This is a genomic window from Cellulosimicrobium sp. AB352, assembly GCF_049538415.1.
GTDB classification, from domain to species: Bacteria; Actinomycetota; Actinomycetes; order Actinomycetales; family Cellulomonadaceae; genus Cellulosimicrobium; species Cellulosimicrobium funkei.
Genome location: NZ_JBMVFX010000031.1, coordinates 28,444 through 43,132 on the forward strand (window position 1 = coordinate 28,444; position 14,689 = coordinate 43,132).

General features: G+C 75.2%; 12 protein-coding genes. 2 read left to right on the top strand and 10 right to left on the bottom strand.

The window, feature by feature from the left end:
* Positions 1-44: 44 nt before the first annotated feature.
* Entirely contained in the window at positions 45-1,133 is a 1,089-nt protein-coding gene (locus ACPCUX_RS17645; RefSeq protein WP_034650649.1) for a LacI family DNA-binding transcriptional regulator, read from the bottom strand.
* 249 nt (positions 1,134-1,382) lie between these two features.
* The gene (locus ACPCUX_RS17650; RefSeq protein WP_423389287.1) at positions 1,383-3,386 is read right to left on the bottom strand and encodes a DUF1349 domain-containing protein; all 2,004 of its coding nucleotides are present in this window, start codon (positions 3,384-3,386) and stop codon (positions 1,383-1,385) included.
* A gap of 259 nt (positions 3,387-3,645) precedes the next feature.
* Between ACPCUX_RS17650 and ACPCUX_RS17655 the strand changes: the two genes are divergently transcribed.
* Positions 3,646-4,668 (top strand): acetylxylan esterase, encoded by a 1,023-nt coding sequence (locus ACPCUX_RS17655; RefSeq protein ID WP_423389288.1) that lies wholly within the window; start codon positions 3,646-3,648, stop codon positions 4,666-4,668.
* Here the strand turns inward: ACPCUX_RS17655 and ACPCUX_RS17660 are convergent.
* From ACPCUX_RS17660 to ACPCUX_RS17680, 5 genes are all read right to left on the bottom strand, one after another.
* Positions 4,665-5,078: a hypothetical protein gene (locus ACPCUX_RS17660; protein ID WP_144680847.1), complete on the bottom strand. Its 414-nt coding sequence runs from the start codon at positions 5,076-5,078 to the stop codon at positions 4,665-4,667. The two genes, ACPCUX_RS17655 and ACPCUX_RS17660, sit on opposite strands and share 4 nt — an antisense overlap.
* Positions 5,079-5,133: 55 nt before the next feature.
* Entirely contained in the window at positions 5,134-6,084 is a 951-nt protein-coding gene (locus ACPCUX_RS17665) for a 4-(cytidine 5'-diphospho)-2-C-methyl-D-erythritol kinase (protein WP_423389289.1), read from the bottom strand.
* On the bottom strand, positions 6,081-7,022 hold the full coding sequence (gene rsmA, locus ACPCUX_RS17670) for a 16S rRNA (adenine(1518)-N(6)/adenine(1519)-N(6))-dimethyltransferase RsmA (protein WP_423389290.1): 942 nt from the start codon (positions 7,020-7,022) through the stop codon (positions 6,081-6,083). The genes ACPCUX_RS17665 and rsmA overlap by 4 nt, the downstream gene beginning before the upstream one ends.
* A 132-nt stretch (positions 7,023-7,154) precedes the next feature.
* Entirely contained in the window at positions 7,155-8,609 is a 1,455-nt protein-coding gene (locus ACPCUX_RS17675; protein WP_276345094.1) for a resuscitation-promoting factor, read from the bottom strand.
* 341 nt (positions 8,610-8,950) lie between these two features.
* Positions 8,951-9,940 (bottom strand): helix-turn-helix transcriptional regulator, encoded by a 990-nt coding sequence (locus tag ACPCUX_RS17680; RefSeq protein ID WP_423389291.1) that lies wholly within the window; start codon positions 9,938-9,940, stop codon positions 8,951-8,953.
* A gap of 138 nt (positions 9,941-10,078) precedes the next feature.
* Between ACPCUX_RS17680 and ACPCUX_RS17685 the strand changes: the two genes are divergently transcribed.
* Positions 10,079-10,465 carry a VOC family protein gene (locus ACPCUX_RS17685; RefSeq protein ID WP_423389292.1) on the top strand — a complete coding sequence of 129 codons (387 nt, stop codon included), beginning with the start codon at positions 10,079-10,081 and terminating at the stop codon, positions 10,463-10,465.
* A 19-nt stretch (positions 10,466-10,484) separates the two neighbouring features.
* On the opposite strand, the gene ACPCUX_RS17690 is transcribed toward ACPCUX_RS17685, so the two are convergent.
* The 3 genes from ACPCUX_RS17690 to metG all read right to left on the bottom strand — a co-directional run bounded on the left by ACPCUX_RS17690 (position 10,485) and on the right by metG (position 14,632).
* Positions 10,485-11,651 (bottom strand): ubiquitin-like domain-containing protein, encoded by a 1,167-nt coding sequence (locus ACPCUX_RS17690; RefSeq protein WP_031316670.1) that lies wholly within the window; start codon positions 11,649-11,651, stop codon positions 10,485-10,487.
* A 177-nt stretch (positions 11,652-11,828) separates the two neighbouring features.
* Complete coding sequence (locus ACPCUX_RS17695; RefSeq protein WP_423389293.1) at positions 11,829-12,836, bottom strand: TatD family hydrolase; 1,008 nt, start codon at positions 12,834-12,836, stop codon at positions 11,829-11,831.
* A 2-nt stretch (positions 12,837-12,838) separates the two neighbouring features.
* Complete coding sequence (gene metG / locus ACPCUX_RS17700; protein WP_144680842.1) at positions 12,839-14,632, bottom strand: methionine--tRNA ligase; 1,794 nt, start codon at positions 14,630-14,632, stop codon at positions 12,839-12,841.
* Positions 14,633-14,689 lie beyond the last annotated feature (57 nt).

Sequence of the window (14,689 nt, forward strand, 5' to 3'; positions counted from 1 at the left end):
GGGTTTCCGTTTCTCTGGTGCTCGGTGGTGCGGTCTGAGGTCGGTCAGGCGGGTGCCGCGACGCCCGACGGCGCGGCGACGGTCTCGCCGTCGACGTCCACGCACTCGAGGAGCTGGTGGAGCTCGTCCTCCGGGACGGCGACGGCGCGCGACGCGCGGCGGTCCGAGCGCCCCGAGCCGGACTCGGCCGCGACGAGGCGGGACAGCAGCACGAGGGCGCGCGCGCCCATCTCCTCGCGCGGGATGGAGAAGCCCGACCAGCGGCGCCCGCCCGGGCGCCCGTGGTGCGGCTGGCCGAGCAGGAGCACGGAGACGTCCGCCGGCACGCGCACGCCCCGGTCCTCGAGCTCGTCGACGAGCTCCTCCGGGGAGTTCTCGGGCGCCACGACGACGGCGGTGAGCCGCTGGTCGACGATCTCGGCCGCCGTCGCAGGGACGTCGTCCAGCTCGACGAACCGGACGGTCAGGCCGTGCGCCTTCATCGTCGCGCGGTAGGCGTCGACGCGGTCGAGCGTGGGCTGGTCGGTGCCGCGCGGACCGACGTACCCGATGCGCTCGTGGCCGAGCTCGACGAGCCGCTCGACCTGGCGCGCGGTGGCCGCGACGTAGTCGGCGCCGACATAGGGCAGGCGTCCGCCGTCGCTGCCGCGCTTGCCGATGAAGACGAAGGGGTAGTTCGTGTCCAGCAGGTGCTGGAGCTCGCCGCGGTCCTCGTGCTGGCCGAGCAGCAGGCAGCCGTCGGCGATCCCGAGGCGCTGCCAGCCGTCGCGCGTGAGGCGGCGGCGCCCGTCGACGACGCGTGCGCTCGTGAACAGCAGGATGTCGATGCCGAGCTTCTCGGCCGCGTGCTCGATCCCGACGAGGAACGGCCCGTAGAAGTCGCGACCGGAGCGCGGGAACGTCGCCTCGTAGGTGAAGACGCCGAGGATCTGGTTGCGCCCGCCCGCCAGACGCTGCGCGACGGGGTTCGCCGAGTAGCCCGTGATCCGGATCGCGTCGAGCACGCGCTGGCGCGTCTCCTCGCTGATCCGCACCCCCGCGGGCGTGGAGTCGTTCAGCACGAACGAGACCGTCGCCTGGCTGACGCCCGCCATGGCGGCGACGTCGGCCTGGGTGATGCGGTGCCTCGGCATGGATCCTCCTCGATCACGTCGTCGATGACGTGGAAGGAGTCTCGCCAGGCGAGGCCCAGCCGGTCAACGAGGTAATACGCATTATTACGTCGGGACCCGCGCGGCTCCGCGGGTGGACGGGCGTCGGGTGATCCGCATAATGCCGCACGGTCGTCGCCGTGGCCGGGCGTGCGGCGCGGGACGCACGACGGGCCCGGCGCCGCACCGTGGTGCGTCCCCGGGCCCGTCGCCCCCTGCTTGCGCCGCGCGCTACCCGCAGGTCAGCGCGCCGTAGGGCGCGGTCGTCGTGCCCCGCCCGACGCCGTCCGCCCCCACGACCTCGACCGTCGCCTCCCCCGCCGCGACCGTCGTGGCCCGCGTCGCGAACGACTGGTACGCGCTGCGCCCCGGCGCGACGTCGGCCACGGTGCGCTCGCCGAACGGCGTCGCGAGCCGGACCGCCACCGCGTCGTCGCTCGCGGGGCGCGCCGTCACGGCCACGTACGCGCGGCCCGCGAGGCACCGCGTGACGGCCTCGACCTCGACGGCGGGCTCGTCGTCGTCGCACGCCGCCGCCTCCTGGGCGGTCGGCGTCCAGCGGAACCAGTCGAAGGACGCGACGATCTCCGGCGGCGTCGCCGAGCCGCGCATCGCGAACGGACCGACGCCGGTCGCCCGGAGCGCCGCCACGTCGACCGTGCGGCCCCACGGCGCGAACTCGACGCCGTCGACCGACACCGACGCCTGCACGGCGGTCCCGTCGCTCGTCAGGCGCAGCCAGAAGGTGTCGCCGAGGCCCGCAGGCGGGACGACCGAGTCGAAGCCGGAGTTGCGGTCCGTACCGTTCTGGCGCCAGATGAACTCGACCCGCGGGCCGAGCGACCCGTGCACCAGGTCGAGCTTCGCGTAGTTCGCGTCGTCGCGGTACAGCAGGAGACCGCCCTGCTGGAACCGCTCCGTCGGGGACACGGAGACGGCCGTCGTGACCTCCCACGGCCCGGCGGGCACGGCCTGGAGCGGCAGCGCGGCGCCCGCGACGCCGGTCGGGTACGCCGGGACGCGCAGCGCGCCGTCCACGAGCTCGTGCCGGGCCGTCCCCGGCCGGACCACGGTCCAGCGCGCCGGGTCGAGCGTCGTGCCGTCGAACTCGTCGGACGCCGCGCCGCTGCACCGCTCGCGCAGCGGGTCGGGGTCCTGGCCCGGCTCGGGGGGCCGCACGGCGTCGGGGTCGCGCTGCGCCCACGCGATCGTCGCGCCCAGGCGGTCGCCGGACTCGTAGAAGAGGTACGTCTCGTCGCCGTCGGTGACGATCTCGGGGGCCGCGACCCGGCCCGTGTCGTCGCCCACGCCGCTCGCGCGGTGCAGCTCCCACCGCGGGCCGACCTGCGTCATCGTCGGGTCGAGCGTGCGGGCGAACGTGATGCCCGTGGAGCCGTGGTAGATCACGTAGAGCTGACCCTCCCACTCCCACAGGTTGCCGCCGGACACGTTGGTGCCGGTCGCGGCGTCGGGCACGACGAGCGGGTCCGGCCGCACGACCCAGGTCTTGCCGTCGACCGACTCGGCCAGCTTGATCCGCCGGATGTTGTCGGTCCGGTTCTGCATGTACGTCATGGCGAACCGGTAGCCGGACGACGGGTCCGGGTGCTCGACGACGCGCGCGTACGACGTCTCCGTGGTGCCCGCGCCGCTGTCGGCGTTCGTCACGGCGACCCCGGAGTCGTCGAACGCGAGCCCGTCGGGCGACGTCGCCCAGCGCGTCGTGGAGTTCTCGCCGTGGAAGTACAGGAGCACCTGGTCCGTCGCGTCGTCCCACAGGACGTCGGGCGACGAGACGTGCGAGACGCGCTCGTAGAACGGCAGCCACTCGTCCGCGACGATCGGGTTGTGCGTGTACTCCGTCCACGGGCCCTCGAGCGAGTCGGCGTACATGACCGAGATGCCGCCCGGGGAGTCGTGCGGGGCGTAGTAGAGGTACCACTCCCCCAGCGGGTCGTCGAGGTGCGCGCCCGCGTGGAAGACGCTCGGGAAGATGAACTCGTCCGTCGGGTTGTACAGCATCGACTCCTTGTCGGTGACCACGCCGCGGTACTCGAACACGGGCAGGTCGGACGCGGACGGGCCGTCGGTCGTCGCTCCGGTCGTCGCCCCGGTCGTCGCCCCGGTCGTGGTGGCGGCCGTGGCCACGGGCGGCGGTCCCGCGGCGAGGGCCGTCGCGGGGACGACCGCCCCGGCGGCGAGGACCGCCGTCAGGGTGGCGACCGCCGTCGCCACGGCGCGCGGTCTGCGGCGTGGTGCTGCTGCTCGGGTTCTCACAGGGGGACCTCCGTCGGTTCCTCGCCGGCGGCGTCGTCGCCGCCGGGCGCCACGTGGAGACGTGGGCTGGTGGCAGTGTCGCCGGACGGGCACGCCGCAGGTCAAAGGGATGATGCGCATTATTAGCGTGCTCACGGTGCGCCGGGCCGCGACGCTAGAGTCGTCCCGACCGCACCTGAACGTCGGACATCAGACGTACTGACCGGAGGATCGCCCCGTGCCGCTCTTCGACCTGCCCCTCGCCGAGCTCGAGACCTACGTCCCCGCGCTCGACGAGCCCGCCGACCTCGACGCCTTCTGGGCGCGCACCCTCGCGGAGTCCCGCGAGGCGGGCGGGGACCTGGCTCGGTCGGTGCGGCTCGAGCGCGTGGAGACCGGCCTCGACCTCGTCGTCGTCGACGACGTGACGTTCCCCGGGTTCGCCGGCCAGCCCGTCAAGGCGTGGCTCGTGCGGCCCGCCGAGGCCGCCCGCGCCGCCGCGGCCGGCGACGGCGCCCCGCTGCCCGCGGTCGTCGAGTTCCTCGGCTACGGCGGCGGTCGCGGGCTGCCCCACGAGCACCTCGCGTGGGCGAACGCCGGGTACGCGCACCTCGTCGTCGACACGCGCGGGCAGGGCAGCCAGTGGGGCAGCGGCGGCGGCACGCCCGACCCGGCCGGGTCGGGGCCCGCCGTCCCGGGCGTCCTCACGCGCGGCATCGAGGACCCGCACGACCACTACTACCGCCGCGTCTTCACCGACGGCGTGCGCGCGGTCGACGCCGTGCGCTCGGTGCCCGGCGTCGACCCCGAGCGCGTCGCCGTGCACGGCGTGAGCCAGGGCGGCGGCATCGCCATCGCCGTCGCGGGCCTCGCCGACGGGCTCGTCGCGGCCCTGCCCGACGTCCCGTTCCTGTGCCACTACCGCCGCGCCGTCGAGATCACGGACCGCGACCCGTACCGCGAGCTCACGCGCTACCTCGCCGTCCACCGCGACGCGGAGGAGACCGTGTTCCGCACCCTGTCCTACCTCGACGGGGCGGTGCTCGGCCGCCGCGCCGCCGCGCCGGCGCTGTTCTCCGTCGCGCTCATGGACCAGGTCTGCCCGCCGTCCACCGTCTACGCGGCGTACAACGGCTGGGGCGCGGCCGCCGGGGCGGCGCCCGGCGCCGAGCGCGCGATCGACGTCTACCGCTACAACGAGCACGAGGGCGGCCAGGGCTACCGCTTCGCCCGTCAGCTCGCCTGGCTGCGCGACCGCTAGACCGCCGGGCCGGGCGGCCGCGAGGTCGCGCCGCCCGGCGCGGCGCGCAACCGGCGCAGCGCGACCGCCTGGGAGCCCGCGAACAGCCCGACGTCGGCCGCGACCGCGAGGACGGCGAGCAGCACGAGGACGCCCGCCGTCGTCGCCGAGAACGCGGCGACGGCAGCGGCGGCCACGACGTTCGCGACCATGACCGTGCGCAGGGCGGCGCGCAGCGGCAGCCGCGCGGTCATCCAGACGACGGCACCCGCCCACGCGACGACCGCCACCCCGAGCCCCGCGAGGACCGGTACCGGCACCCGCAGCGCGGGTGCCCACGACGGCGCGAGGGCGGCGACCACGACGCCGAGCACGAGGCAGTACGCGGCGTCGAGCCGCAGGCTGAGCAGTCCGAGCCGTTCCCCCACCATGTCGGCGAGCCTACGCGCACGCCCCTCGGGGGCGCGCCCGCTGCCGGCCGGGTGGTCAGTGCGCGACGACGCGCGCGCCCGCCGCGGGGGCCGTGGTGCACCACACGGTGTCGCACGCGTCGTTCGCGGTCCACGAGGCCGCGATCGCGAGCGCGTGCTGGCGGCTGCGGGCCAGCGCGGCGACGGTCGGGCCGGAGCCGGACACGATCGCACCCAGCGCGCCGGCCTCCGTCGCGACGTCGATCGTCCGCTGGAGCTCGGGCCGCAGCGCGAGCGCCGGGCCCTGGAGGTCGTTGCGCAGCACCTGCCCGAGCCCGACGGCGTCGCCCGCGCGCAGGGCCTGCATGAGCGCGGTGTCCTCCGCGAGGTCCAGCTCGGCGGGCCCGCCCACGGTCTCGTCGAAGGTGCGGTAGACCTGCGCGGTCGACAGGCCCTCGGCCTGGACCGCGAACACCCAGTGGAACTCCCCGCGCGTCATCGCGGGGGTGAGCACGTCGCCGCGCCCCGTCCCGACGGCGGTGTGCCCGACGAGCCCGAACGCGACGTCGGCCCCGAGCCCCGCGGCGAGGCGGACGAGCTCGGCGCGCGGCACGCCCGCGTCCCACAGCGCGTCGCACGCGACGAGCGCGGCGGCGGCGTCGGCCGACCCGCCGGCCATGCCGCCCGCGACGGGGACCTCCTTGTGGATCTCCAGCCGCACGTCCGGGTCGAGCCCCACGTGCTCCGCGAGCGCGACGGCGGCGCGCCACGCGAGGTTCGTCTCGTCGGTCGGCACGGCGTCCGCCTGGAGGCCCGAGACGCCGAGCGAGACCCCGGAGCCGGGCGGCACCTGGTGCGCGACGACGTCCTCGCTGAGCCCCACGGCCTGGAAGATCGTCACGAGCGGGTGGTAGCCGTCGTCCTGCACCGCCCCGACGCGCAGCGAGAGGTTGACCTTGCCGGGCGCGCGCACGCGGACGGACGGGGGCGGCGCGAGGGAGATGCTCGGCGGGCGCGGGGGTGTCACGCGTCCACTGTGCCAGGTCGGCCGGTGGGTCGCTCCGCGGCGGGGGCGGCGCCGCGCGCGGGACGGTCGGCGAGGCCGACGCGGCGGACGAGCTGCTCGGCGACGCGCGCGAAGGCCGCGACGTCGAGCACCTCGCCGCGCGCCTGCGGGTCGACGTCCGCGGCCTCCAGCACCTCGGCCGCGACGCTCGCGGAGCCCGCCAGACCGGACAGCGCCGAGCGCAGCATCTTCCGGCGCTGCGCGAACGCGGCGTCCACGACGGCGAAGACCTGCTCGCGGGTCGCGGCGGTGGTGGGCGGCTCGCGGCGGTCGAGCGCGACGAGGGCCGAGTCGACGTTGGGGACGGGCCAGAACACGGAGCGCCCGATCGTGCCCGCGCGCCGCGCGTCGGCGTACCAGGCGGCCTTGACCGACGGCACGCCGTACGTGCGCGACCCGGGGGGCGCGGCGAGCCGGTCCGCGACCTCCGCCTGCACCATCACGAGCACGCGCTCGAGCGAGTCGAAGCGCTCGAGGAACGTGAGCAGCACGGGCACCGCGACGTTGTACGGGAGGTTCGCGACGAGCGCGGTGGGCGGCTCGCCGGGCAGCGACGTGACCTCGAGCGCGTCGGCGCCCACGACCTCGAGCCGGTCGCCGACGTCGGGAACGTGCGTCGCGACCGTGTCCGGGAGCTGCCGCGCGAGGACGGGGTCGATCTCGACCGCGACGACGCTCGCGCCCGCCTCGAGCAGCCCGAGGGTCAGCGAGCCGAGCCCGGGCCCGACCTCGACGACGCGCTCGCCCGGGCGGACGTCCGCCGCGCGCACGATCTTGCGGACGGTGCCGCCGTCGTGCACGAAGTTCTGGCCGAGGGTCTTGGTGGGGCGGACGCCGAGACGCCCTGCCAGGTCACGGATCTCGGCCGGACCCAGCAGGGCGCCTCGGGTATCGCTCATGGGACGCAAGCCTACCGACCCGGCGCCGACCGCCCCTCGCCGGGGACGACGAAGGGCGGGACGCCGTGCGCCCCGCCCTTCGTCGTCGTCCACCGGTCCGCCCTCAGGCGGCCGGGTGCGTGCCGTGCAGGCTCAGAGGAGCCCGAGCTTGCGCGCGCACGCGGGCCACTGGCCCCAGCCCGAACGGGCCTGGAGCGCCTGGGCACGCTGCGTCTGCTCGGCCGCCGAGGCCTCCGACGGGAGGCCGGAGCCGCCCATCGCCCGCCACGTGGGGAGCGAGAACTGGTAGAGGCCGTAGTAGCCGTTACCGGTGTTCGTCGCGGGGTTGCCGCCGGACTCGCACTGCGCGAGCGCGGACCAGACCCCTGCCGGGGCCGACCCGAGGTCGGCGGCCGGGGCGGGCGCCGGGGCGGAGGAACCGCCCGACGAGGAGCCGCCCGACGACGAGGACGACGAGCGCTGCGGCGCCGCCGGCTTGGGCTCCGGCTTGGGGCGCTCCTTGGTGCCCTGCACGAGGATCTTGTTCACCGGCGGCGTCGTGACGCCCTCGGAGACGAGCTCGCGGGACTCCTCCACGCCGTCGACCGTCGTGACGCGGTGCACGGTCGTGTGGACGCCCTCGGCGCCCTCCTGCTTGACGACCGGGTCGAGGTCCTTGAAGCGGTCGGCGTCCTCCTCGGTGACCGTCTCGAACGGGACGGCCGCGTCGGTGGCCACCTCCTCGACCTTGACGCGCTGCACGACGAGCGAGACGGGCGCGGCGTCCGCCGCGGCCTCGGTGTCCTCGGACGTCGCGACGGCGGCCGGCTCCTCGGTGGCGGCCGCGTCGGCGGCGGCCGCCTCCTCGGCCGGGGCCGCGGCGGCCTGGGCCGCCTCGACCTGCTCGGTCTTCTCGACGTGGACGCGGTCGAGCTCGCCGAGCTGGACGCCCTGCTGGTCGAGGATCGCGTCGATGCCGATGCTGCCGTCGGGGGCGACCTTGGTCTCGCCGTCGACGACGACGTTCACGGGGCCGTCCGCGTCGAGGCGGATCGGGAGGGAGGCGCGCTCGCCGGAGCGCGACGCCACGAGGCGCACGTCGCTGCCGCGCGAGGCGAGGGTCGTGAGCGCCTCGTCCGCGTCGAGCGACGTGAGCCACACGGAGGACTGGGAGCCGTCGACCTGCACGGGCACCTCGCGCCCGTAGCGCACGACGACGTCGCCGCCGCCGCGCAGGGCGGAGTCGACGTCCGGGACGACGAGGTCGCGGTCGCCCACGGCGACGTCCTGCTCGGCGAGCAGGCCCTCGACCGAGCCGGCGAAGGTCGTGACGGTGGTGATCTGGCCGTCGACGTCGAGCTCGACGGTCTTGCGCGCCTGGCCGTAGGCGACGGCACCGGTCGCGAGGAGCACGACGGTGGTCGCGCCGGCGACGAGCGGCCAGCGGCGGCGACGGTGCGCGGTGGTGGTCGCGGGGCTCTGGGGGCTCTCCGCGAGGGTCTCGGTGGTGTCGGGGGTGATGTCGGCGCCCTCGGGGGCGCCGGCCGCGTCAGCGGTCCGGTGGAAGGGGTTCTTCACTCGGGTCCAGTCGTCGTGCGTCCCGGGCACGGAGGCTCGACGGCGCGTGGCACCACCCGTGGCCCACGGCGGACTGACGTCCTCCGCGGCGGGCGCACACGTGCGACCACGGGTCTCGAGCGGCCGATCCGGCTGCCGGCGCCACCCTCGGCACCCCTTCCCCAGGGCCCGTCGACGGCGCACCGCTCGCGTCGGTCCGGGCACGTACCGCCGGTCCGGGTGGACCGTCGGAGCACGCCGTTCACGCGCGAGCGACGATCGACCGTAACCGATCTGTTATCGAAGTCCAACCCCTGGGGGGATACGCTGGCGAGTTCTGTCCGCATTTCGGCGTGAATGTCGTGCACTCTCCACGAGTCCCGCACGCGGCCTCACGCGCCCTCCCCCTCCCCGTGCTCGTGCCCGTGCGCGCGCCCGGCGCGCGCGCCGCGCGCCCCGAGCCGCGCCAGGACCGTCGCGAGCTCGGGCGGGTCCAGCACGGTGACGTCCACGTCCAGGCTGAGCAGGAACCCCGCGACCTGGGCGAGCGACGTGCCTCCGGTCTCGAGCACGCACGCGTCGGGGCCGTCGTCGGCGAGGGCGCCCGCGACCGGGGAGAGCCGCTCCGCCACGACGCCCGCCGGGGCGTGCAGCCGCACCCGCACGGGCCGCGCCCACGCGGCGGAGCCGACGCCCCGCACGACGTGCGCGACGGCGTCGCCGCCCGGCACGGGGCGCGGGACGAACCGCGGGCCGCCGGGCGTGCGCAGCGTCAGCCGGTCCACGCGGAAGGTGCGCCAGTCGTCCCGGTCGAGGTCGAACGCGAGCAGGTACCAGCGGCGCCCCACGTGGACGAGGCGGTGTGGCTCGACGGCGCGGGACGTCGTCGTGCCGTCGTGCGCGCGGTAGTCGAGGCGCAGCCCCGTGCGTGCGGCGATCGCCGCCGCGACGTCGGCCAGCACCTGCGCCCCGACGGCGGGCCCACCGCCGGGCGCGCTCGCGACGGCGGCGCGCAGGGCGTCCGCCCGGACGCGCAGGCGGGCGGGCAGGACCGTGTCGAGCTTGACGAGCGCGCGCGCCGCGACCTCCTCGACCCCGGCGATCGACCCGGTGGCCGCGGCGCGCAGCGCGACCGCCACGACGGTCGCCTCCTCGTCGTCCAGCAGCAACGGCGGCAGCGCCGCTCCCGAGCCCAGCCGGTACCCGCCCGCGGCTCCCGGGGACGACCGCACCTCGTAGCCGAGCAGGCGCAGGCGCTCGACGTCGTTGCGCACCGTGCGGGTCGTCACGCCCAGGCGCTCGGCGAGCTCGGGCCCGGACCAGGACGCGCGCGCCGGCAGGAGCGCCAGGAGGCGCAGGAGCCGGACCGAGGTGTCGAGCACGTCCCCATCGTGCCGCACGATGCGGAACCGCACGTTCCGCAGCGGGGTCTACGGTCGACGTGTCGGCCCCGCCGGGGGCGACGGGAGGACGGGACCGGGCACCGCCCGACGACGGAGGAGACGACGATGCTGCGTGGGATGGCGACGCTGAACCTGTGGGCCGACGACCTCGAGGCCGCGGCCGCGTGGTACGCGGAGGTGCTCGGGACCGAGCCCTACTACGTGGTGCCGGGCGGGTACGTGGAGTTCCGCGTCGGCGACCGGCAGGACGAGCTGGGCATCATCGCCCGGTCGTGGTCGCCGCGCCCTCAGCCGGGCACGCCGGGCGGCGCGATCGTGAACTGGCACGTCGACGACGTGCGGGCCGCGTTCGCCCGCCTCCTCGCCCTGGGCGCGACGGAGTACGAGGGCGTCGTCGAGCGCGGGCAGGGCGAGGGCTTCGTCACCGCCTCGGTCGTGGACCCGTTCGGCAACGTCCTCGGGATCATGCAGAACCCGCACTACCTCAAGATGCTCGGGCGGTAGCGGCGCGACTGCGGAGCGGTCAGTACCAGCCCTTGGCGACGGAGTGGGACCACGCGGAGCACGGCGTGCCGTAGCGGCCCTCGATGTACCCGAGGCCCCACGTGATCTGCGTCGCCGGGTTGGTGCGCCAGTCGGAGCCCGCGCTCGCCATCTTGGAGCCGGGGAGCGCCTGCGGGATCCCGTACGCGCTCGAGCTCGGGTTGTCCGCGTCGACGCGCCAGTTGCTCTCCTTGGTCCAGAGCTTGTCGAGGCACACGAACTGGTCGTCGCCCCAGCCGCGCTGCGCGGCGAGCGAGCGGCCCACGGCGCGCGCCGAGCCCGGGTCCACCGAGACCGAGACGTCCATCGTCCCGACCTTGATGACCTCGTTCCGCGGCTCCGTCGTGACCGTGCGCGTGAGGACCGTGCGCGACACCTCGGCCCCGCCGAGCGTCTGCACCGAGTAGGTCGTGACCGCCTCGCCGACGCGACCGGACTGCACGACGACGCGGTGCCCCTGCGGGAGCGTCGGGTCCTCGCGCTCCTCCGTCTCGAACGGCAGGACCTCCGTGACCGTGTCCGCCGTGGCCGCCGCGCGGCTCACGAGCACGAGCATCCCGTCCACCGCCGCGGCGTCGAGCGGCGCGGACGTGCCGTCACCCTCGGCCAGCACGATGCCCGCGGTCGCGAGGACCCCGCGCACCGTGGGCTCGGCCGTCGTGATGGGCATGACCGCGCCGTCGACCGCGACGTGGACCGTCTTGAGCGTGGAGACCCGGATCGGCTCGCGCCCGAGGGCCTGCGTGCGCGACACCTCGGTCACGGCGCCCTCGGCGCGCGGGCCGAGGTAGGTGAGCAGCTCGCCCACGGTGCGGGCCGTCGTCGGGATCGTCTGCACCTGGCCGTCGATCTCGACGGTGACGTCGTGGCTCGTGCGCACGACGATCGTGCCGCCGTCGCGCGCCGGGTCGGCGAGCGCGGGCTCGACGAGGTCCTGCTCGCCGACCGCGACGCCCTGGTAGTCGAGCACCGCGGCGACCGTGCGCCCGTACGCGGAGACCTGGTGCAGCTCGCCGTCCACGTCGAGCGTGACGTCCTTGTGGAGCGTGGCGAACGCGCCGGTGACCCCGACGAGGCTCGCGACGACGAGGCCCTGGGCCGCGAGGCGCTGCACGCGCCGCCGGCCGGTTCCGTCAGGTGCGAGCACGCGGGCGGTCCCTTCTGCGGGAGGACGCCCGCCGGCGAGCGCCGGGGGCGAGGTGCGGGACGTCGTCGGCGCGGGGCGCACGACGCACGGACCCGACCGTAGCCGAAACGTGACCTGGGGCGAAACCTCGCAGCCCTCGCGCACCGGACGCGGTCGTCCCGCCCGGGTGCGCGGTCGTCACCAGGGGCCGTACACCGCGACGGAGGTCGCGGCCAGGCGCTCGCACACGTCCGCGAGCGGTCGGTCCACGACCTCGGCGACCGTACGGACCGTCGTCGGCAGGACGTACGGCGCGTTGGGACGCCCGCGGTACGGGTGCGGCGTGAGGTACGGCGCGTCCGTCTCGACGAGGACCTGCCCGAGCGGGACGGCGCGCAACGCAGCCCGCAGCTCGTCGTTCGCGCGGAACGTCACCGGGCCCGCGAACGACAGGTACCAGCCCTGATCCCCGCAGAACTTCGCCATCGCGGCGTCGCCCGAGTAGCAGTGGAAGACCGTCCGCTCGGGGGCGCCGTCGCGCGCGAGGACGTCGAGCACCTGCGCGTGCGCGTCGCGGTCGTGGATCTGGAGCGCGAGGCCGAGCTCCTTCGCGAGCGCGACGTGCGCGCGGAACGCCTCGCGCTGGACGGCCTCGCCCCGGGCGCCGGTGCGGAACAGGTCCATCCCGGTCTCGCCGATCGCGCGCACGCGGTCGTTCGCACGCGCGATCGCCGCGATCTCCGCGACCGCGTCGTCGAGCGGCACGTCGTGGTGCGGCCGCGGGTCGGGCTCGAGACCGTCCGGCCCGACCTCCCGCACCCCGCCGTGCAGCACGGCCTCGTTCGGATGGATGGCCACGGCCCCGAGCAGCCGCCCGACCCCCGGCGCCCCCGCGCCGCCGACCAGGTGGTCCTGGCTCGTCCCCGCCTCAGCACGCGCCGGATCCGCCTGCTCGCGACCCCAGACCGCCTGGTCGCCGCGCAGGAGGGCGTCCGTCCAGCGGGCCGCCGGCAGGTCGCAGCCCACCTGCACGACCCGGTCCACCCCGACGGCCGCCGCCCGGGCCAGGTGGTCCGCGACGGTCGGGGCAGGGGTGTCGTCGGGGAGGACGTGCGCGATCGAGTCGAGGTGCGTGTGGTTGTCCACCACCGGGACCGGCAGCGGCTCCGGGTCCGGCGGCCAGCCGCGCTCGCGCTGCTTGGCCACCGTCAGGCGCCCTCGCGCAGGCGGTCGAGCTCCTCCTCGACGATCGAGTCGTCGAGCTTGGTGAACACCGGCGTCGGCTTGCCGACCGGGGTGCCCGGCACCACGGCCTTCGGCTCCCACGTCGCCAGGCCCTCGGCGCGGTAGTCGCCCGTGATGACCGGGTAGTGGCGCGAGTCGTCGTCGAGGTCGGTCACCTCGTCGATGCGCGGCTGGGCCGCGAACGTGCCCGTGCCGCCGAACGCCTCGTGCACCTGCTGCGCCGAGTGCGGCAGGAACGGCGACAGGATCGTGTTGAGGTCGCTCACCGCCTGGGTCACGGTGTGCAGCACGGTCGCGAGCCGGTCCGGGTCGGTCTTGAGCTTCCACGGCTCGGTGTCCGACACGTACTTGTTCACCTCGCCGACCGTCTTCATGGCCTCGGCGACGGCGGCGCGCTGGCGGTGCGTCGCGATGAGCTCGCCCACGCGCCCGAACGCGGTCGTCGTCGTCGCGAGGACGCCCTCGTCGATCGGCTGGCGCTGCCCCGGCTCCGGGATCGCCCCGAAGTTCTTGTGCACGAGGTTCGCCGTGCGGTTCACGAGGTTGCCCCAGCCGGCCACGAGCTCGTCGTTCGTGCGGCGCTGGAAGTCGGCCCACGTGAAGTCGACGTCCTGCGTCTCCGGACCGGCGGACGCCACGTAGTACCGGAACGCGTCGGGCTGGTAGCGGGCCAGCATGTCGCGCACGTAGATGACGACGCCGCGCGACGACGAGAACTTCTGGCCCTCGACGTTGAGGAACTCGCTCGACACGACCTCCGTCGGGAGCTGGAGGTTCCCGTACGGGCCCGGCGCCCCGCCCTTGCTCCCCCGGCCGTCGTAGCCGAGCAGCTCGGCCGGCCAGATCTGGGAGTGGAACGTGATGTTGTCCTTGCCCATGAAGTAGTACGACCGCGCCTCCGGGTCGTTCCAGAACGCGCGCCACGCGTCCGGGTCGCCGCTGCGCCGCGCCCACTCGATCGACGCCGAGAGGTACCCGATCACCGCGTCGAACCACACGTAGAGGCGCTTGCTCGAGTTCTCCTCCCACCCGGGCAGCGGGACCGGGATGCCCCAGTCGATGTCGCGCGTCATGGCGCGCGGGCGCACGTCGTCGAGCAGGTTGAGCGAGAACTTCAGGACGTTCGGGCGCCACGCGGTGCGCGTGCGCAGCCAGTCCCCCAGCGCGTCGACGAACGCGGGCAGGTCGAGGAAGAAGTGGTTCGACTCGACGAACTTCGGCGTCTCGCCGTTGATGCGGCTGTGCGGGTTGATGAGGTCGATCGCGTCGAGCTGGTTGCCGCAGTTGTCGCACTGGTCGCCGCGCGCGCCGTCGTAGCCGCAGATGGGGCACGTGCCCTCGATGTAGCGGTCGGGCAGCGTGCGGCCCGTGGACGGCGAGATCGCGCCCATGGTCGTCTTCTCGACCATGTACCCGTTCTTGTGGACCGTGCGGAACATCTCCTGCACGACGGCGTAGTGGTTGCGCGTCGTGGTCCGCGTGAAGAGGTCGTACGACAGGCCGAGCTGGTGCAGGTCCTCGACGATGACGCGGTTGTACCGGTCCGCGAGCTCCTGCGGGCTCACGCCCTCCTTGTCGGCCTGGACGAGGATCGGCGTGCCGTGCTCGTCGGTGCCCGAGACCATGAGGACGTCGTGACCCGCCATCCGCATGTGCCGGCTGAAGACGTCCGACGGGACACCGAAACCTGCGACGTGGCCGATGTGGCGCGGCCCGTTGGCATACGGCCACGCCACGGCCGAGAGGATGTGGGTCATGGTGCCCGATCCTAGTCGGGCAGCGCCGCGCCCTGCGGCGGCGTCCACCGCCGGGGA